17 protein-coding genes are annotated in these 19776 nt (G+C 38.1%); 15 read left to right on the top strand and 2 right to left on the bottom strand.

What is annotated here, in order from left to right:
* The first annotated feature begins 2 nt into the window (after positions 1 to 2).
* From TY11_RS05245 to TY11_RS05200, 11 genes are all read left to right on the top strand, one after another.
* Positions 3 to 635 (top strand): NUDIX hydrolase, encoded by a 633-nt coding sequence (locus TY11_RS05245; protein WP_042143646.1) that lies wholly within the window; start codon positions 3 to 5, stop codon positions 633 to 635.
* Between the two features lie 12 nt (positions 636 to 647).
* Positions 648 to 1481 (top strand): hypothetical protein, encoded by an 834-nt coding sequence (locus tag TY11_RS05240; protein WP_042143643.1) that lies wholly within the window; start codon positions 648 to 650, stop codon positions 1479 to 1481.
* 211 nt (positions 1482 to 1692) lie between these two features.
* Positions 1693 to 2505, top strand: a complete 813-nt coding sequence (locus tag TY11_RS05235; RefSeq protein ID WP_042143642.1) for an endonuclease/exonuclease/phosphatase family protein — start codon at positions 1693 to 1695, stop codon at positions 2503 to 2505.
* A 234-nt stretch (positions 2506 to 2739) separates the two neighbouring features.
* Positions 2740 to 2868 (top strand): hypothetical protein, encoded by a 129-nt coding sequence (locus TY11_RS20960; protein ID WP_255342652.1) that lies wholly within the window; start codon positions 2740 to 2742, stop codon positions 2866 to 2868.
* Between the two features lie 522 nt (positions 2869 to 3390).
* The gene (locus TY11_RS05230) at positions 3391 to 4305 is read left to right on the top strand and encodes an ABC transporter permease (RefSeq protein ID WP_042143640.1); all 915 of its coding nucleotides are present in this window, start codon (positions 3391 to 3393) and stop codon (positions 4303 to 4305) included.
* 29 nt (positions 4306 to 4334) lie between these two features.
* Complete coding sequence (locus TY11_RS05225; protein ID WP_231495782.1) at positions 4335 to 5237, top strand: ABC transporter permease; 903 nt, start codon at positions 4335 to 4337, stop codon at positions 5235 to 5237.
* A complete protein-coding gene (locus TY11_RS05220) occupies positions 5230 to 6066 on the top strand; it encodes an ABC transporter ATP-binding protein (protein ID WP_052345745.1) in 837 nt (278 codons plus the stop codon). The genes TY11_RS05225 and TY11_RS05220 overlap by 8 nt, the downstream gene beginning before the upstream one ends.
* The gene (locus tag TY11_RS19795; protein ID WP_052345744.1) at positions 6056 to 6889 is read left to right on the top strand and encodes an ABC transporter ATP-binding protein; all 834 of its coding nucleotides are present in this window, start codon (positions 6056 to 6058) and stop codon (positions 6887 to 6889) included. The genes TY11_RS05220 and TY11_RS19795 overlap by 11 nt, the downstream gene beginning before the upstream one ends.
* A gap of 138 nt (positions 6890 to 7027) precedes the next feature.
* A complete protein-coding gene (locus tag TY11_RS05210; protein WP_042143638.1) occupies positions 7028 to 8554 on the top strand; it encodes an ABC transporter substrate-binding protein in 1527 nt (508 codons plus the stop codon).
* A 59-nt stretch (positions 8555 to 8613) separates the two neighbouring features.
* Positions 8614 to 9060, top strand: a complete 447-nt coding sequence (locus TY11_RS05205; RefSeq protein WP_042143636.1) for a hypothetical protein — start codon at positions 8614 to 8616, stop codon at positions 9058 to 9060.
* Positions 9061 to 9572: 512 nt separating this feature from the next.
* Positions 9573 to 11261 carry a glycerol-3-phosphate dehydrogenase/oxidase gene (locus tag TY11_RS05200; RefSeq protein WP_042143634.1) on the top strand — a complete coding sequence of 563 codons (1689 nt, stop codon included), beginning with the start codon at positions 9573 to 9575 and terminating at the stop codon, positions 11259 to 11261.
* A gap of 125 nt (positions 11262 to 11386) precedes the next feature.
* Here the strand turns inward: TY11_RS05200 and TY11_RS05195 are convergent, their stop codons facing one another.
* Positions 11387 to 13684, bottom strand: a complete 2298-nt coding sequence (locus tag TY11_RS05195) for a glycerophosphodiester phosphodiesterase family protein (RefSeq protein ID WP_042143632.1) — start codon at positions 13682 to 13684, stop codon at positions 11387 to 11389.
* A 510-nt stretch (positions 13685 to 14194) separates the two neighbouring features.
* Here TY11_RS05195 and TY11_RS05190 point away from each other — a divergent pair.
* From TY11_RS05190 to TY11_RS05175, 4 genes are all read left to right on the top strand, one after another.
* Positions 14195 to 15226, top strand: a complete 1032-nt coding sequence (locus tag TY11_RS05190) for an ABC transporter substrate-binding protein (RefSeq protein ID WP_042143630.1) — start codon at positions 14195 to 14197, stop codon at positions 15224 to 15226.
* A gap of 14 nt (positions 15227 to 15240) precedes the next feature.
* Positions 15241 to 16362 (top strand): ABC transporter ATP-binding protein, encoded by a 1122-nt coding sequence (locus TY11_RS05185; protein WP_042143628.1) that lies wholly within the window; start codon positions 15241 to 15243, stop codon positions 16360 to 16362.
* Positions 16359 to 18062 carry an ABC transporter permease gene (locus tag TY11_RS05180; RefSeq protein WP_042143627.1) on the top strand — a complete coding sequence of 568 codons (1704 nt, stop codon included), beginning with the start codon at positions 16359 to 16361 and terminating at the stop codon, positions 18060 to 18062. The genes TY11_RS05185 and TY11_RS05180 overlap by 4 nt, the downstream gene beginning before the upstream one ends.
* A 121-nt stretch (positions 18063 to 18183) precedes the next feature.
* On the top strand, positions 18184 to 19002 hold the full coding sequence (locus tag TY11_RS05175) for an HAD-IIA family hydrolase (protein ID WP_042143625.1): 819 nt from the start codon (positions 18184 to 18186) through the stop codon (positions 19000 to 19002).
* Here the strand turns inward: TY11_RS05175 and TY11_RS05170 are convergent.
* On the bottom strand, positions 18959 to 19525 hold the full coding sequence (locus TY11_RS05170; protein ID WP_042143623.1) for a glycerol-3-phosphate responsive antiterminator: 567 nt from the start codon (positions 19523 to 19525) through the stop codon (positions 18959 to 18961). The genes TY11_RS05175 and TY11_RS05170 overlap by 44 nt on opposite strands.
* Positions 19526 to 19776: the final 251 nt, after the last annotated feature.

The following is a 19776-nucleotide window of genomic DNA, read 5'->3' as shown; positions in this document are numbered from 1 at the left end:
TCATGGATACTGCCGAAAGAATAAAATACTGGGCAAGAGAAATTAAAAGCTTGTCCCAAACAGGGCTAGCGTATGGTAAAGATCAATTTGATCAAGAAAGATATCTAAAGTTGAATGATTTAGCTGTAGAAATGTTGTCCTATATTTCTGGACAAGAAAAGGTAACGATTAATCAATTATTACCTATTGAACAAGGTTATCACACTCCAAAGGTTGCTGTAAGGGGATTAGTTATACATAATGACAAGCTTCTGATGGTTAAGGAAGCTGCTGATGGGTTATGGTGTCTACCAGGTGGATGGTGTGATATAGGTTTAACTGCTAGTGAAAACATAGAAAAAGAAATCTATGAAGAAACGGGCTTAAAAACTAAAGCAGTTCGACTACTAGCATTGTATGATCAGACTAAGAAAAGGCCGTCTATCACCATGCAACATATCTATAATGCTTACTTTTTATGCGAAATGGTGGAGGGAGATTCTGGGGAACTTCGTGGCAGTAAGGAAACAGAGGATGTTCAATTTTTTTCCTATTCTTCATTACCTCCATTGTCACTGGAAAGAATGTCTGCGGAACAGTTAGATATGGCGATGAGTGTGGCTTTTAGCGATACGAATAGTGCTTATTTTGATTAGGGGGTGAATAGGATGAAGCTTGTTGAGGAATTTACTCAATCGAAAAGTGGCAATATGGACTTGTGTGAGGATGCGTATTTCTGTAATGAACACTTTGCTGCTGTAATAGACGGGGCAACTAGTGTATCTGATCGTTTATACAACGGAAAGACACAGGGGAGATTAGCAGCGGAATTGATTCGAGAAGCGATGTCAACATTAGATGGGAAAGAGACAATTAATGAAATCGTTACAGTTATTAACAAAGAATATAAAGCATTGTATGAGGCATTGAAATTGGAAGAGGAAGTACTTGAATATCCTTACCTTCGTCCAAGTGCTTCGATGATTATCTATAGTAAATATCATCATAAAGTTTGGATGGTTGGAGATTGCCAACTTTATTATGGAAATAAACTCTATCAAAATATAAAACATATTGATGAAGTTTTTAGTGAGGTTCGTAGTATTATTTTGCAGGGAGAGTTACTAAACGGGAAAACAGTAGAGGAATTGTTAGACGGTGAGGATACTGGGTTCCAACTAATTAGGCCTCTTATTAAAAAGCAGTACAACTTTCAAAATACAACTCCGAAATGTGATTTAAGTTATGCTGTAGTGAATGGGTTTCCGATACCATCAGAATTAATTAAGACAATAGATTTACCAGAGGGTCTAGAATTTCTATCATTAGCTTCAGATGGTTATCCTACAATTCTGGATAGTCTTGAAGCATCCGAGGAAGAACTGACTCGTATTTTAAAAAATGATCCACTTTGTATTCATGAAAATAGATCAACCAAAGGTATAGCTAAAGAGAATCTATCATTTGATGACAGAACTTATATTAAGGTTCAAATTATATAGGTAGTGCCTCGATATTCGCTATGTTTTGCAGACTATTTTTAGTCGTTTAACAAAGGTTTACATAAAGTAAGGTTCCTTTCCTAAAGGTTGGGACCCGAACATACTACATCAAGAAAGCGCTCACATATCACCTTGGTTGAAAAGGGGGTGAAATTGAGGAATCGTTTTAGTAGATTTTGTATTTATTCAAACAAAAAGGAGAGGAAGCTAATTGAAGAAAAAGTTACTTGGATTGTTTTTAAGTATAGTCATGGTATTTTCTGTTACAGGTAATGTTTCTGCACAAGGGTATGGAAAAGAAGTAGATGTAAACGTTATGTCCTTTAATATTTATCATGGTGTAGGTCTTGATGGTGTGCTTGATTTGAAAAGAACCGCTAAAGTAATTACAGATGCAGGTGCAGAAATTATTGGAATCCAAGAAGTAGATCGTTTTTGGAGCTCAAGAAGCGATTTTCAAGATCAGGCAAAGGAACTAGCTGAAATTCTAGGCTACCATTACGTTTATGGAGCTAATTTAGACCGCTCACCAGCTGAAGGGCAAGAGGAAAATAGACAATATGGAACTGCGATTCTTAGTAAATATCCAATCATTGATTCCGAAAATATACATTTAGATAGCTTTGGAAATGAACAACGAGGATTACTACATGCAAAGATTAATGTTCGTGGAATACATGTGAATTTTTATAATACGCATTTAGGATTAAGTGTAGAGGAGAGAATTTCACAGGTACAAGAAGTTATTGATATTTCGTCTTCCTTTGAAGGGCCAAATGTACTTGTTGGTGACTTGAATGCTGAACCACATAGTGAAGAATTCCAACTCCTATTAAACGAAGGGAATTTCGTTGATGTCTTTGAAGGATTAGATCATGCGAATACTTTCCCTGTGGAAAACCCAATTAAGCGAATTGATTTTATACTAACTTCACCATCTGTAAAGGCTACTAATCAGGAAGTAATATCGACAGAGGCATCAGACCATTTACCTGTAGTTAGTAAACTAGTATTTAAACGGTAGTAGGGAAGCGGGACAGGAAACTGTTCCGCTTTTCTTTAGGTTTAAGTAAGTATAGAAATGTATAAGTTAAAACTGGAAGGCTTGTCCGATTTAGTAGATACACTTGGTGGAATATCACCTACCAATGAATTGGATTGGTATGATTCATGATTTAATATTGAGCGTAAGGACAGTTCTGATATCCGTTTAGTACAGTAAGGATTTATAGAAATTTTGGGGAAAGGAGGTCCATAAATGAAAACTTTAGAATTAAAGTTTGAGAATGCCGACGGAAAAATCGTTGCTTATTCATTAATTGGATTTAAATTAATTTTTAGTCCGTCAGAACATTTAAAATCTGTGATGACAGTTGCTAATTTTTGATTGGGTACGTTTGTATGAAATCTGTTATTGACCCTGTTTTTTGCAACCTTGCCTTCGTAAGAATTCTAACTTTTTACCCTTAAGTCCAAGACATAACTTCCCTCTGCTTCTGAAATAATAATAAGTACAGAAAGATTATATGTTTCATATATTTCTTCTGCCCAGCTTATACATCTTTTGTATTACAAGTACTGGATACCACCACAGGATGTTGTGGTCATCTGGTTCCAACTTGATTCCCGGCAAAACCGCCCCCCCTGTTGTGGCAATATTCTCATTATTAATGCTAAAACAATCAACTTGACATTCTAATCCCTAGTAAATATATTGGGATTATTGGTTTAAGAATTTAATATGATTTTCTATGAAAATACCAATCTATTTTCTCAATAGTTAGCAACCATTTTTTTTATAGGTTTATTTTAGTAGACGTGAAAGTATAAAAATTTTCAGCCAACATAAACTAACATATTCGCTTAATCTAGAGCAATTGTGAGTTTTTTTAAGGAAAGAGGTGCCCGATTGAGCTATTTAAAGCGTTCACTACTACAGGTTATACCTAGCTTACTACTATTAACAGTCATCATTTTTGCGCTTGTATATGTAGCTGGGGACCCGGTTTCTTCCATGCTACCGGAAAATGCGACATCTGAAGATCGTGAAATACTAGCGGAATCATTAGGATTAAATGAGCCCTTTTACGTTCAATATTTTCAGTATCTCAGGAGTATGGTTACTGGAGACTTTGGGACTTCTTATCAATATCAGCGGCCTGCATTAGAACTGGTACTCGAGCGATTACCAGCAACGCTTACACTATCCTTAATGGCTATGCTGATTGCTATTATAATATCGATTCCACTTGGTATCCTTGCTGCATTAAAACGTAATACATTTGTGGATTTCCTAGTATCAGGAATTTCGATAGTAGGTAAGGCGATGCCAAACTTTTGGATTGGAATTATGCTTATTTTATTCCTTGCCGTACAAATTCAGATTTTCCCTGTTTCTGGTGCGGATACGCCGGCACATTTTGTTTTACCGGCATTCACGCTAGGGGTGGCTCTAGCTGCAGAAATGACAAGGCTTGTTCGAGCAAGTGTACTAGAGGTAATCGAAGAAGAATATGTCCAAACCGCAAGAAGCAAAGGGCAAAAGGAGTCCATTGTTATCTCAAAACATGTGTTTCTTAATTCATTAATTCCAGTTGTGACGATTGTGGGATTACAATTTCCGCAATTAATTGGTGGAGCAATTGTTGTCGAGACTGTATTTGCTTGGCCAGGAATTGGGAGATTGCTTCTAACGGCAATCGAAACTAGTGATATGGCAATTATTCAAACGATTGTATTTGTGATTGCTATATTCACGATAGTTGTCAACTTACTAACTGACTTAGTTTATCGAGTACTAGATCCACGTATTAAGTATAACTAAGAAAACATTACGAAGAGGGGCGTATAACGTTGGTCCAAAATAAAATCTTACAATCATTCCGAACGGTTCGCTCCGGTATCATTCAAAACTCTTCACCACTTGGCCTTATTGGTTTGATAACGGTTAGTGTGATTATCATACTTGCTATACTGGCACCATGGATTGTACCGCATGATCCCTTTAAAATTGATGCGACCAATCGTCTCATTCCGCCATTTTGGGTGGTGGATGGCTCGATGAATCATATCCTTGGAACTGACCATCTTGGTAGAGATATTTTAAGTCGATTAATTTACGGTGGACGAGTATCCCTATTGGTTGGATTCCTTTCTGTGTTAATTGCAGGTGTTATTGGTCTTTTCTTAGGACTTATTTCTGGTTATTTTGGTGGAACTTGGATTGACCAATTCATCATGCGTTTTGTAGATGCTATGCTTGCAATCCCAACACTACTCCTTGTACTAGTGGCAATCGTTGTATTTGAACCAGGAATAGTCACCCTAATTTTAGTAATCGGACTAACCAGTTGGGCCCAGTATACAAGACTGGTTAGAGGAGAAGTTTTGAGTGTGAAGGAAAGAGAATTTGTCCAATCGGCTACAACATTGGGAGCATCGAAAGGCTATATTATTAGAAAACATATCCTACCAAACGTTCTATCTTCCTTTATTGTTGTATCAACAATTGGGATAGCAACGGCAATCATGACAGAATCCTCCTTAAGTTTCTTAGGACTAGGGATTCAGCCTCCTGATATCACATGGGGTGGAATGTTGAATGATGGTAGAAACTATATCGCAACAAGCTGGTGGATTGCAACATTCCCTGGCCTAGCTATCACTATCACGGTACTCGCGATAACATTTTTAGGGGATTGGCTACGAGACATTCTAGACCCTAAATTGAAAAAAGGAGGAGACGCTGATGAGTAAAAATCATACAGGCCCTCTATTATCAGTAAATCATTTGGTAACGGAATTTGAAACGAGGGGTAAGAACAATATAACCGTTGTTGATGACATCTCTTTTCACGTGAATGAAGGTGAGATTGTAGCTATTGTTGGTGAATCAGGCAGTGGGAAAAGTATCACCTCTCTATCTATCATGGGATTGTTGAAAAATGGTGGACATGTTACCGGCGGTGCGATTCTTTATCAAGGAACTGACTTGTTAAAGCTTTCAAAAAAAGAAAGACGTCAGGTGCGTGGAAAAGAAATGTCGATGATTTTCCAGGAACCAATGTCCTCTCTTAATCCAATGTTACGGATTAAGAGTCAAATTGCGGAGGCCATCAACATTCACCAGCCGGCGAAAAGTAAGAAGCAAGTACAAGAAAAAGTGATCGATTTACTGAAACAAGTAGAAATACCTGATGCAGAGCGGGTTGCCAATCGGTTTCCCCATCAATTATCTGGCGGAATGCGACAGCGCGTCATGATTGCCATTGCACTTGCCTGCGAACCGAAATTACTTATTGCAGATGAACCGACAACCGCATTAGATGTAACAACACAAGCACAGATATTAGCATTAATTAAAGACTTAAATAAACGAAGAGGTACGGGAGTTATTTTTATTACCCATGACTTAAGCGTAGTAGCCGATATAGCTGACCGGGTTGTTGTGATGTATCAGGGGAAAATTGTGGAGGAAGCAGATGTCTTTCAATTATTTGATCATCCACAACATGCCTATACGAAGAAATTAATGCGTGCAATGCCTACGATTGAAAAAAAGGCAGGTGATTCTCATGCCAACTAACGATGTCCTACTTGAAGTCAAGGATTTGGTAAAGCATTTTCCAGTAGCAAAACATCGAAATCAACAGGAGAAAGCTGTTGTAAAAGCAGTGGACAGTGTAAGCTTTAATGTTCATAAAGGCGAAATACTGGGGATTGTTGGCGAATCAGGTTCTGGAAAATCAACGGTTGCAAAACTAGTCATGCAATTACTCGAACCGGATGAAGGACAAATATTATTTCATGGAAATGATATATTCAAAGAATCGAGAAAAGAACGGATAGAGACCAAAAAGCAGGTCCAGATGGTTTTCCAGGATCCCTATTCATCCCTTAATCCGCGGATGACTGCGAAAGAAATTGTAACGGAAGCCCTGATTATCCACAAAAAGATAGCCAAAAAAGAAGTGGATAATAAGGCATTAGAGCTACTTGAAGAAGTCGGACTTGGCAAACAGCATCTCAATCGCTATCCACACCAATTTAGTGGTGGACAGAGACAACGCTTAAGTATCGCACGTGCTCTTAGCTTAAAGCCCGACCTTATTGTCTGTGATGAGGCAGTGTCCGCATTAGACGTTTCGATTCAGGCGCAGATATTAGATTTATTAAAACAGCTCCAAAAGACTTATGGTATTGCGTTTATTTTTATTGCTCATGGGTTGCCAGCTGTGAAGCAGATTAGTGATCGTATCGCAATTATGTATAAAGGAAAGATTGTGGAGATGGCAAGCAGTGATGAAATATTCGATGCACCAAAGCATACTTATACTAAGAAGTTAATTGATGCCATTCCTCCAAGCCATCCTAAATATCGAAAAGATAGGATGGTAAGGGAAGACTAGAGTGTGGTTGAAATGAAGAATGAGAAAGCAACCATGCTTTTTACAATCGGCACTAGAATGCAATATACGAATAATCCATAACTGCTTGTTATTCTCCAGTACAAGCATCATCATCCAATCCTAAGGAGGAAAATATTCATGAAGAAAATTAAAGTTATTAGTATCCTGATGATTTTTGCCATTATTATATCAGCCTGTGGGTTTTCAGACCCTGATTCTACTTCCGATAAGGAAGGCGAAACAAATGGCTATGAGCTTTTAACCATTGCTAACCCGGCAGATATAACTACGTTGGATCCACATAATAATAATGTTATTACGACATCTGCTGTACTTGTTAATATTTATAATCGATTAGTAGCACGTGATGAAAATGGTGAATTCATTCCAGAATTAGCAACGGAATGGGAAAAAGTAGATGATACAACATGGGAATTTAAACTTAATCCAGATGTAACCTTCCATAACGGGGACGCATTCACTGCTGAGGATGTAAAGTTCTCCTTAGAACGTGTGGCAAAGGATACAACCTTACAACAAAATTCGACGTTTAGACAAATTGAAAGTGTTAATGTACTAGATGATACAACTGTTCAAATTATTACTGGAGAACCAGATCCACAGCTGTTAAGTCGCCTAGCAACTCCAGCAGCAAGTATTTTCCCTGCTGCACATTTTGAAGAAGTGGGTGCAGAAGAGTTTTTTGCAAATCCAGTTGGTACAGGCCCTTATAAATATAGTGCATGGGAACGTGATGACCAAGTGGAATTAGTGAAGTTTGCTGATTACTTTGCAGGGGAACCAAAGTGGGAAACGGTTCACTTCTCTGTAGTACCAGAAGATTCTACACGCGTATCTGAACTTTTAACTGGTGGAATTGATATTGCCTTTAATATTCCAACTGCAGACATGGAACGTATTGATGAAAATGATGGTACACATGTTGCGCTTGCACCAATACAACGTGTGATTCAATTATGGCTTTCCACGGAAGAAGGAGAACCAACAGCTGATCCTAAAGTAAGAGAAGCGATTGAGCTTGCCATTGACAATCAAGTAATTATCGATGAAATATTATTAGGTTCCGCAACACCAACTAGAACCCATGTTGCACCAGGTAACTTTGGAGCAGATGAATCTCTTTATGATACCTATCTTTATGATCCGGAACGTGCTAAAGAACTTTTAGCTGAAGCCGGCTATGAAGATGGTGTTACAGTAGAAATTTCCGTAAACAACTATTATACGGAAATGGCGGAAGTAGTTGTTGGAATGCTTGCTGAAGTCGGAATAACAGCAGATATCGAACTTATCGAGCAAAGTCAATTTGCGAATCGTCTCTTTGGTGAAGATCTCGATGAAGGAGTCTTCGTTGGATGGGGGAATGACATGTTTGATGGTAGTGTATTAGAACTATTCAAATCGGATAATGTCACAAGCTACTCCAATCCGGAAGTAGATGCACTACTTGAAGAAGCGGCTTATAATATGGATGAAGAAGAACGAGCTGATCAATATAAGCAAGTTCAACAAATTCTAGCAGAAGACCGTGCTGTTGTTTATCTATTCCAACTAGAAGGCCGTTATGGCGTAAATGACCGAATTAACTACGCTCCAAGATTAGATGAACTGTACTATGTAGATGAAATTACATTAAGTGAATAATTAATAGGGGATTCCTGCCCTACGGAGTGGGATCCCCCAAATAATGGAGGTGAAAAAACATGACAGCTTCTATTTCATTATGGGAAACTTACCTAATCGAAACCCTTCGTTCTAAGGGGATGTCTTCTGCGAATCTTCTAGAGCATTTGAAAAATGAAGATAGTAAGGGATTAAATGAGCTTGATGATTCCTATGATTACACCGAATTAATTAGCGCTAGTAAAAAGGATTTTTCCAATTTGGAACAAGCGATTACATCAGACTATACGATTAAATATGTGTCTGTGTATGGAATTAAAAATTTACTTGGATTGAAGTTTGGACTTCATGAAGGGCAAGATTATCAAATGGAAGATACCAAATTCTATGGTGTATCATTACCTAGTGGACAAGTGAAAACATTAGAAACTATGCTTATACATCAATGGAGATTAGTGAATAGAAAAACTATCAACCAGGATCTAATACAAGTTGATATCGTTCATAAGACAGAAATATCTAAATAAGAGTTAGATTGTGATGCCAGTCTATCCGAAATTTGGCATATTTTGTCGATAAATAACGTTGGTGACTTAGGTGTGTCCTTGTGGCTTTAGTCAACTCTCAAAAAGCGAACGTAAAATTTGTTAATAAAGTACCCTAATTGTATCTTTAGTGCAAAATATTTATAAGGGTTTATCAGGTAAAGTCTTCTAGAAATGTTAAAAATCTAGAAGGCTTATTTTATATATGAAAAGGAAGGATTTACTCAAAGCTGAAGCAACAACTATTAAAATGTTTCCTTTTCTATATAATCGAACATTACCTCTGAATGGTTATAGAATGACGCAAACAGACCTGCCTGACTCTATACAATTTCAAAGCTCTATGTTATAATTATCTCAAGTTAATATCACGGTAGAGACTTGGAGACCGCAATACATGTCGAATATGAATTCGACTATGTTGTTGTGGTCTCTTTTTTTGCGTATAAATACCTTGATTTAACATTCTTAAATGTAGAAAGGGAGAGTACGTGATGAACTTTTCAAATAAAAATCGTCAACAGTTGACCCAGTCATTAAAAAACAACCATTTTGATGTTCTTGTAATTGGTGGGGGAATAACCGGTGCCGGTATTGCGTTAGATGCTGCAACCCGAGGAATGAAAATTGCTTTGGTAGAAATGCAGGACTTTGCTGCTGGAACTTCCAGTCGTTCTACGAAACTCGTACATGGTGGGCTTCGTTATTTAAAGCAATTTCACGTTAAACAAGTTGCTGAGGTGGGGAAAGAAAGAGCGATAGTTTATGAGAATGGACCACATGTCACTACTCCAGAATGGATGCTTCTTCCTTTTCATACAGGTGGGACGTTTGGAAAATTTATGACATCCATTGGATTACGGATGTATGATTTTTTAGCTGGGGTAAAGAAAAGTGAAAGACGGTATATGCTATCATCAGAACAAACCCTCGAAAAAGCACCGCTTGTTAAAAAGGAGGGCTTAAAAGGTGGCGGTATGTACGTTGAGTACCGTACGGATGACTCAAGGCTAACCATGGAGGTTGTAAAGGCGGCTGTGGATAAAGGAGCGTATGCCCTTAATTATTCAAAAGTAGATGGCCTGCTTTATAACGATGGAAAAGTGATTGGAGTTGTTGTGAAAGATCAATTAACAGGTGAAGAGTATGAAATACATGCCAAAAAGATTGTGAATGCAACAGGTCCATGGGTGGATACCATTCGTGAAAAAGATCATTCGAAAAAAGGAAAAATGTTAAAGTTAACAAAAGGGGTGCACATCGTCATCGACCAATCGAAGTTCCCTTTAAAACAAGCTGTCTATTTTGACACACCAGATGGTCGTATGGTTTTTGCTATCCCTCGTGATGGGAAGGCTTATGTCGGTACCACCGATACATTCTATAGTGATGATCCTATCCATCCGAGAATGACCGTAGAGGATTGTGATTATTTACTAGAATCTATCCATTTTATGTTCCCAGATGTAGAAGTTACGAGGGAAGATGTAGAATCCAACTGGGCTGGTGTACGACCATTAATTTGGGAAGAAGGAAAAGATCCATCCGAAATTTCACGCAAAGATGAAATTTGGGAGTCCAATTCTGGTTTAATAACAATTGCCGGTGGTAAATTAACTGGATACCGTAAAATGGCGGAGAAAATAGTTGATTTGTTAGCGGAAAAGTTTAAAGCGGAGGAACAAAAACTATTCTCTACTTGTGAAACAAAACATCTTAAAATTTCAGGAGGAGATGTAGGTGGATCAGGTCAATTTAAGCAATTTATTAAAGAACAAACCCGAGAAGGAATAATGGTTGGTTTAACAGAATCTGAAGCGGAACATTTAGCATCTAGATACGGATCGAATGTTAATGTCCTGTTCAACATAATTAAAGAGAGCTCTGCAGTAGCGGAAAAGTATAGTCTGCCTCTAACTTTATATGCTAAACTTCAATATGCTTTAGAACATGAACTAGCAGCAACACCAATTGACTTCTTCAATCGTAGAATAAGTGCGATCCTATTTGATATTGAAATTGTAAAAGTTTACAAAGATAATGTTATAAGCTATATGAAGGATTATTTGGAATGGGATGAAACCACAAGTGAACTTTATAAGAAGGAGCTTGAATCGGCGTTGAATGAAGTAGGATTTAGTTCTGGTGAATTGGAATCTGCTAACTCACGTGGGAATTCCTAGAATTCGCATGAGTAAAGGTCCAGCCCTCGCAAAAAAAGTTAATTCTAACGAATCCAAGGCAGATGGAGCACACTCAATAAGGTACCAAAAAATAGAGACGGGAGAATTAACCCGTCTCTATTACTTTATTCGCTTACCATGACCTTAATTGGTTCAGAAACTAAATTCCATTGTGAATTTAGCATGGTAAATGTATGGACAGCAAACACATTAGCTTCTCCTGGCGCTATTGCTGTTATGGTATTTCCATTTACATCAACACTTTCTTGATTTCCAGAAACGAACAGTGTTGTTTCGATATTTTCGGATTTATCAACCCGATAGTTTACAAAGGTTTTTGCTTGAATGGTTGCTGATTTTCCAACCTTTAGATTTCTCTTTTTGATTGGCGTATCAATTAAGGTTGGACCATCCGTTAGCCATTGTGTATAGTCTGTGATTGGTCCGATAAGCCCTTTCTTCAGTAGGTCTTCAAAAGGTTCTTGGCTACGGAAAGTCCAGTGCATATTAAGTAAACCACGCTGTCTCATATACGTAATCGACTCTTCGGACAGACTTCCGTAACTTGCATTCAGACGTGCACCAATGGTTGTAGCATAGTTTAACATTTGTTCAGCATCTTTAATTCGTTGCTCGGATGAACCAGGGACAGAAGCAGAATATAGATATCCTACACTGATCTGAGGTGCAATTTCACGGTATTTTTTTACGCTTTCCATGTTAAAGCTTTGTAGGACAACTTGCTCCTCAACGCCTACTTCCATGATTTCCTCTAATACTTGTTCTTCAATACCTGTTGCTTTCAATTCGACTAGTAATACGACATCTTTATCCTTAAAGCCTTCTAAAAACTCACGGAATGTTGGTACCTTTTCACCGACAAATTCCTCTCCAAATTTGATACCAGCATCCAGTGCACGAATTTCTTCTAATGTTAAATCAGCGACAGCACCTGTACCATTCGTAGTACGGTTAACTGTATAATCATGCATGACAACTAAATATCCATCCTTTGTAAGTTGAACATCAGTCTCAATTAAATCGGCGCCTAATTCATAGGATAAATGATACCCGGTCATTGTATTTTCTGGTGCAAGAGATGGAACACCGCGATGTGCTACAACAAGAGGTCTTTGAACAATAGTGTTTTCAGGATATTGTCCAAAGGCAGCTACTACCTCAGTTGGATTTCCAGTAACTATCCCGTCTACCCCAGCATGTATGAGGGAGTGAGTATTTTCACCAATACCCCAAACGGATATAGCACGTGCATGGAAGTAATGTACCGTATCAACCGATACCAGATTTTCTGGTAGAACGATGGTAAAGGAACTATTTCTATTGGCATCTTCTACTAATTGCTTTAGATCATGTTTATTTAAATGATTGTTGTTATATAGTATTGCACCACGTGCTGCTGGATAAGCATCTTTAATTTGCGTGAGTATATCAAGATTAGAAGATAGGATATGAACATCCTTTAGGGAAGCATTTTCCAAGGCATTAATAATGCCATCCACTGCCTCTTCTTCTTCCACTTGAATAATTGGAATGACTTTACCTCTCGTTGCAGATAAAGCATCATTTAAAAGTGACTCTCCGACATATATGTTACCGCTTTCATTTAATTCAGTCTGAAGTAAGACGGAAGATACGCCTTGTTGTAATTCAAAATCACCCGGAATGGAACTAGATATAATAGTTGGTGCATTAATCATATTAGTTTCAGGTTCTATTGGTAAAAACGCATTGGAATCTTCTAGTGGTGGTAAGTCATTTGTTCTAGTTGTCACTAATACATTGTCGAATTCCACCGTGGCACCAGAAACCTGGAAGCCTAAATCCCCATCTAGATACGTATCAGCAAGATCGGTATCAATCACAAGTTGACCATTGACAAATTGCTGAACACGTTCTCCTTTGGCAATAACTTTTAATCGATATGTTTCATTGTATCCGAAGTCCTCGGGGTAGAAAGTCTTCATTGGGACGCTCCATGTATTGCTTGCTGTACGGATGGCAAATTCTAAACCATTTAAAGCAGACGTTCCTTTTCGAACTGCAAATTGGTAATACGGATAGTCCTCACCTTGAATACGGTACATTAAAGAAGCCCAGCGTGCATCATTTACAGCTGTTTTAAAGGTTACATCAGCTTCAAAGGTATAGTCTCCTAATCCATCTGGTGTTGGAAATATAACTCTTGAAGGATTAGAAGTGCTGGGTGACGTTAGTTCCAGGGCTCCATCTTGAACTCTGGCATTTCCTTCAATGATTTCCCAGCCATCTGGTAATACTCCTTGTTCAAAGTTCTCATCTACTAAAATCTCTTCACTTGCTGTGGCAGACTTTATATTAAATAGGCTAATACAAAGAATGGTCACAGCTAGAATTGGTAAAAACCAAAGAATCTTCTTTTTCAAATTAATTCCTCCTTAAAATGGTATTTACGTAAGTGAATTCTAAAGAGGTCAGGTCAATACTAATTATGATCCCTCCTTTGTTATTCCAGAGAAAAAAGAGAAGATGCCGAAATATCCCCTATGGAAATAGGGGGATATTCATGGCATCTTCTCTTAGGCTCCTACCAGAATATGAAATTACTATTTAGTATGCAATCAATAGTTAATTTCGTCTATAGGTAAAATGTATTATTATCGGAGACGGAGGGACAGGTTTGTTGTCCCAACTCTGTTAGGGACAACAAACCTGTCCCTCCGTCCCAAACATTGACTATTTGTGTGTCAAGTAAATTTTTTGTAAATTTTCTATTTACAAAAATGTAAACGTTTGCTAATATTATACTTAATCGAATATCTCTCGGAGAATAGAAGAGAAGAGGATGAAATGAAACCCCTATGAATAGGGCTTATTTTTCATTCTCTTTTCTTCTTTTCTGAAGGGTAATCGGAACATATAAAGGGGGAAAACTCATGAAGAGGATTTCATTAACATTGTTATCTTTAGTATTTTTAGTAGGATTTCTAGCTGCATGTGCAGGTGAATCATCCGGAGATGGAGAGGGTGCATCTGGTGACCCAATTACGCTATATTCACCTGAAACTCCAGATTTAACCAAGGAGCTTGCAGCAAAATATGAAGAATTATATGGACAAAAGGTTAATGTTCAGTACGCTGGGACAAACGTATTGGTAAACCAAATGATGGCTGAAAAAGGCAATCCAAAAGCAGATGTATGGTATGGTGGTGGAGGAATTCTTCCATTTGAATCTGCAGTTGACAAAGGAATTATTACGTCTTACATACCCGAGAGTGCAGAAGATTGGGAAGTTGTAGAAAATGGTATTAAGATGAAACATCAAGATGGGTATTATGTTGGTACAGAATTATTCGTGCTTGGTTTTTCTTATAACACAGAGTTAGTTTCAGAAGAAGAAGCACCTAAAACTTGGGAAGATTTACTAGATCCAAAGTGGGAAGGCAAAATTCAATTCCCTAACCCAGCGGCATCAGGTACGGCAACTTTAATGGTACTTAGCTACATGATGCAGCATGGAGAGGAAGAAGGTTGGGAATTTTTCCAAAAGCTAGCTTCGCATGCAAACTCCATTCCTGACTCAGGTTCAGCGCCAACAAAAGCGGTAGCAATGGGGGAAGCACATATTGCCATTGGCTTTGACTTCATGGCTTACGAGCATCAAACAAAAGGGGAAACTGTTGACTTTATTGTGCCAGATAAAACACCTATTCTAGTAAATCCAGCATCACTTGTTGAGGGTGGTCCAAACCCTGAGGGTGGTAAGAAGTTTATGGACTTTATGTTAAGCGAAGAAGCACAACAAATTCTAGCAAACTGGCAACACATTCCAATCAATCCTGAAGTAGAGTCTCAAACACCATTAAATATCGATTCAATAAAGGAAAATGCAGTGGACTTAGATATTGATTGGGTAAATGAAAACTATGATCGTATTCGTAATGAGTGGAAAAGTAAAATTAACTAAAGGAAGTTGATAATATGGGGTCAGTTGTAGTCGAGCAACTAAGGAAGGAATTTTCAGGAGTAACTGTACTTCAAAACATTGATTTGGACATTAAAGAGGGCGAATTCTTTGCCCTCCTTGGTCCATCTGGTTGTGGAAAAACAACTACTATGAGATGTATAGCTGGTTTTGAAAGTCCTACAAGTGGAACAATTAAGATTGGTAATAAAGATGTTGCGAAATTAGCACCAAATGAGAGGAATTGTGGGATGGTATTCCAAAGCTATGCCCTGTTTCCTCATATGAATGTCTTTGATAATGTCGCTTACAGTCTAAATATAAAGGAATTGCGTAAGGCTAATTTGTTCAAGAAAATTGGGGTTTATACAAGGATGCTAAATAGTAAGCTTGTGAAATACCCAAAAGAAGTTGAGAAAAAGGTTATGGATATTCTGGAGTACGTAGAATTGACAGACCATGCGAAGAAGCTAACTAGTGAGCTATCTGGGGGACAGCAACAGCGTGTTGCGTTAGCGAGAGCACTTGTGATGGAACCAGAAGTATTACTAATGGATGAACCATTATCCAATCTAGACTTGAAGCTTCGTCATACAATGCGTAACACAATTCGACGAATTCAGCAGGATATGAAAATTACTACGATTTTTGTTACCCATGATCAGGAAGAAGCCATGAGCATGGCGGATAGGATCGCGGTAATGAAGGATGGGGAGATTCTACAAATCGGGACACCAACCGATTTATATAGTAATCCCAAATCCTCATTTATTGCAGACTTTGTTGGTACATCCAATATTCTACCTGGTAAGGTCGTTGCTAGTGAAAATGGTCTGACTACTGTTCAAATTGGCAATCAAAAGATTCAATCGGTTACCAAAACAGATAAGAAAGACATTCAAGTTATTATCCGTCCGGAAAATATTAATGTATTAAGTGAAGGTTCTGATGATAATGGTAATGCCTTTGAAGGAGTAATTCAATTTGCTACCTATCTTGGGTCAACGGTTCGATATGATGTGAAAGTTGGCGAACACCAATTAGTAGTGGATACTACCTATGAATCAGGTGACAGTATTAAGAAAAATGGCTCCACGATTAGATTAGGCGTATCACCTGAAAGGGTGTTAATCATATGAACAGATTCAAACGAAATTTTACCGGGATTGGGTTAGTTAAACTACTTGTCTATGCATTCTTTCTATTATTTCTAATTATCCCATTGGTTTCGGTATTTCTAGTTAGTTTCACGAATGAACCTATTAATGTATTTGGTTCCTTTATCAGTTGGGAACAAATGCAGATTACGATTGACCAGTTTAAAAATGCAACGTTAGATAACTTTAAATCGATATTTGCCTATGGTAGTTATTTTGAGGGCTTGCTTAATAGTTTGAAGCTTTCTTTCATTGTTTCATTATGGGTACTTGTGATCTGTATTCCGATAGCGTATGGGATTGCCCGTACAAAAATGCCATTTAAAAGAACGATTAGTGCATTATGTACTATTCCATTGGTAATCCCGACGTTTATCTCTGCTTATGCATTCATTATTATGTTTGGTCGTGCTGGGTGGGTAACGTATATTTATGAAAAATTAGGTGGGGAAGGAATGTTACTGGATCCGTATTCCATGACAGGAATCGCTATTGTGCAGATTTTCTTCTTCTTCCCTTATGCGTTATGGCCAATGGTTGCGGCATTCAAAATCAGTGATGTCTCACTGGAGGAAGCATCAAGAAATATGGGGTCTAAGGGTTGGTTGACATTTATTACAGTCACCTTCCCATTAGCAATACCAGGTATGTTGTCTACTGCTCTGGTTATTTTTGCAGTAAGTTTTTCTGACTTTGGTACTCCTATCATTTTGGCGCCAAGTGATCTGAATTTAATCGTGGTTGATGCCTATCGTGAAATCGCAGGATTCTTTAACTGGGGTGGTGCTGCCATTCTAACTGTTATTATGATTGCGGTTGCTGGAGTTATTTACTGGCTGCAAAACTACCTATTAAAAGGGAAAAACTATGACACGCTATCGGGTAAACCGAAGAAAATTAAGTTAAGTGAAAATAAAGCACTGACTATTCCAATATCTATTTTCTCTGGATTTGTCGTATTAATTCCAATCCTTGCGATGGCAACGGTATTCTTACAATCTATCGCGACAACATGGGGGAAAGACCCACTACCTAGTGGCTATACACTAGAACATTATCGAACGATTTTCACGTCTTCTCTAGGGAATATCCAGAACAGCTTAATATTAGCAGCTGGGGCATTAATCCTAAGTGTGATCATCGCGACATTCGTTTCTTATTTCGTTGTCCGTCAGCGTTCTACAACATTGGACTTTATGACAACTGTTCCATTAATTGTACCAGGGATTGCCTTTGGTATTGCGTTAATCCAAACGTTTAACACCGCCCCTCTACAATTAACAGGCACAGCGTTTATTTTAATTATTGCCTATAGTATTCGTAGGTTACCGTATATGGTCCGTTCTACAGTAGGTACGATGAAGGCAATTAAACAAGATATAGAGGAAGCGGCAGTTAATCTTGGGGCTTCCACGTTAACGGCAGCTATCACAGTAATTGGTCCGTTAATGTTACCAGGGATTGCAGCAGGCTCAATTCTAGTCTTTGTAACAGTAATAAAAGAAACAAGTATTTCAATTTTAATGGCCCCTGCAGAATGGGCCCCAATGAGTTTAGCAATCTTCCAAAATGTGATGAGAGCAGAGTATTACTCTGCTGCCGCAATGTCAGTCATTCTAGTAGTTATGGTCCTTGTTCTACAGGCCCTTGCGAATAAACTATCTGGGGGAAATAAATCATAGGGACATAGGGACAGGAAAGGTGTCCCGCGTGGGACGGAGGGACAGGAACCCTGTCCCTCCAAGTGAGCCATATCTTTGGGACAGTAAACCTGACCCCCTGTCCCACATAAGGAGGATTATGATGCAAAAGGGGTTTATTTTTGATTTAGATGGAACGGTTTATTTGGATAATAAGTTAATAGATGGGGCAAAGGAAGCCATACAGGAGCTTAAAAATCGCGGAGATAAGATTGTTTTCTTAACGAATAAATCCATTGAAACGATTACCGCATATGTTGAAAAATTAACTGGACTTGGAATTGAAGTCGAGCGGGAAAATGTAGTAAACTCTAACTTTCTTGCGGCAAGGTATTTAGCGTCTAAGTTAAGTAAAGGTGAAAAAGTCATGGTGATTGGCGAACAACCACTCTATGATGAACTGATGAGTATGGGGATTAATATTTCTGATGATGAAACAGATGTCAGCTATGTGGTACTAGGTTGGGATCGGGAATTCAACTATGATAAGTTGAATCGTGCTTTCCAAGCCTGGAAAAATGGTGCAATTGTAGTCGCAACTAATCCAGATAGAACCTGTCCAGTAGAAGGTGGACAAATTCCGGACTGTGGTGCCATGATTGGTGCGATGGAAGGAGCAACTGGGGAAAAAGTGGAACTTATCCTTGGTAAGCCTTCTCCATTAGCAGCAAAATTTATCGTTGAGGACATTTTGTCATTACCAGCAAGTAACTGTTATATGGTTGGCGATCGGCTCGAGACTGATATCCGTATGGGAAATGACTATGGAATAAATTCTGTTCTAGTATTAACAGGCATCACAGAAAAAAGCATGCTTGAGCATGCCGATGATCAACCACATTATATATTAAATAGTATTAAAGAATTGCCAGCGATAACTAGAGATCTAGATTCCAAAGCTTTGGGTCTCCAGAAGAAATAGCTAATGCTCCTGCTTTTAAACCATCATTAATTTGCTTTTTAGTACTTACTAGCCCTCCTGCAATTATTGGCAGGTGGGTTAGTTTTGTTAAACTATCAATGATGTTTGGCATTATTCCTGGAAGAACTTCAATGGCATCCGGCCTACAGGAATGGGCAATCTCAATTCCCTTTTTCATAGCATTCTTATCAATTAAGAAAATCCGTTGAATCGCCATTAATCCTTCTTCTTTGGCAAATTTAATGAGATTACTCTTTGTTGTAATGATTCCCTTCGGTTGCCATACCTCGGCTATAAATTTAATGGCACTTTTCGTATTGGATAGCCCATCAATAAAATCAACATGGACAAACGTTGTTTTATTATTCTCCTTCAATACATTCAAGTATTGCTGTGTAGTCATTAAGTCACCAGTCAACAAAAAAATAATATTGGAATGTGATTTTGCTGCTGATTCTAAATGCTCCTTATTCTTAACCGAAGCAATCACCTGCGACTGAACTAAATCTACTATATGGTCCAAACTAATTCCTCCAACAATACAGATTAATATTGTATAAGATTATACATCGTTTTGGGGTGTCTGTCACTCTACCAGGATTTGGTCAAGTTTGACCAGAATCATACACTTCCAAGAAAGGTGATTTGCTCGGGGAGTTTTTTTGATTTCCTTTAAATGTGATTTAAGTTGGGCGTGCAATAGTTTTGGAAAACGCACTAGAAATAGTTATGGTCACGCGAAAATTCTAGGAAACCGAGCAAGACATAGTTACA

The sequence above is a fragment of the Paucisalibacillus algeriensis genome (assembly GCF_000577245.1).
Classification (GTDB): Bacteria; Bacillota; Bacilli; order Bacillales; family Amphibacillaceae; genus Ornithinibacillus.
The sequence above is the reverse complement of the archived record's forward strand: the minus strand, read 5'-3'. Positions and strand labels throughout refer to the sequence as shown.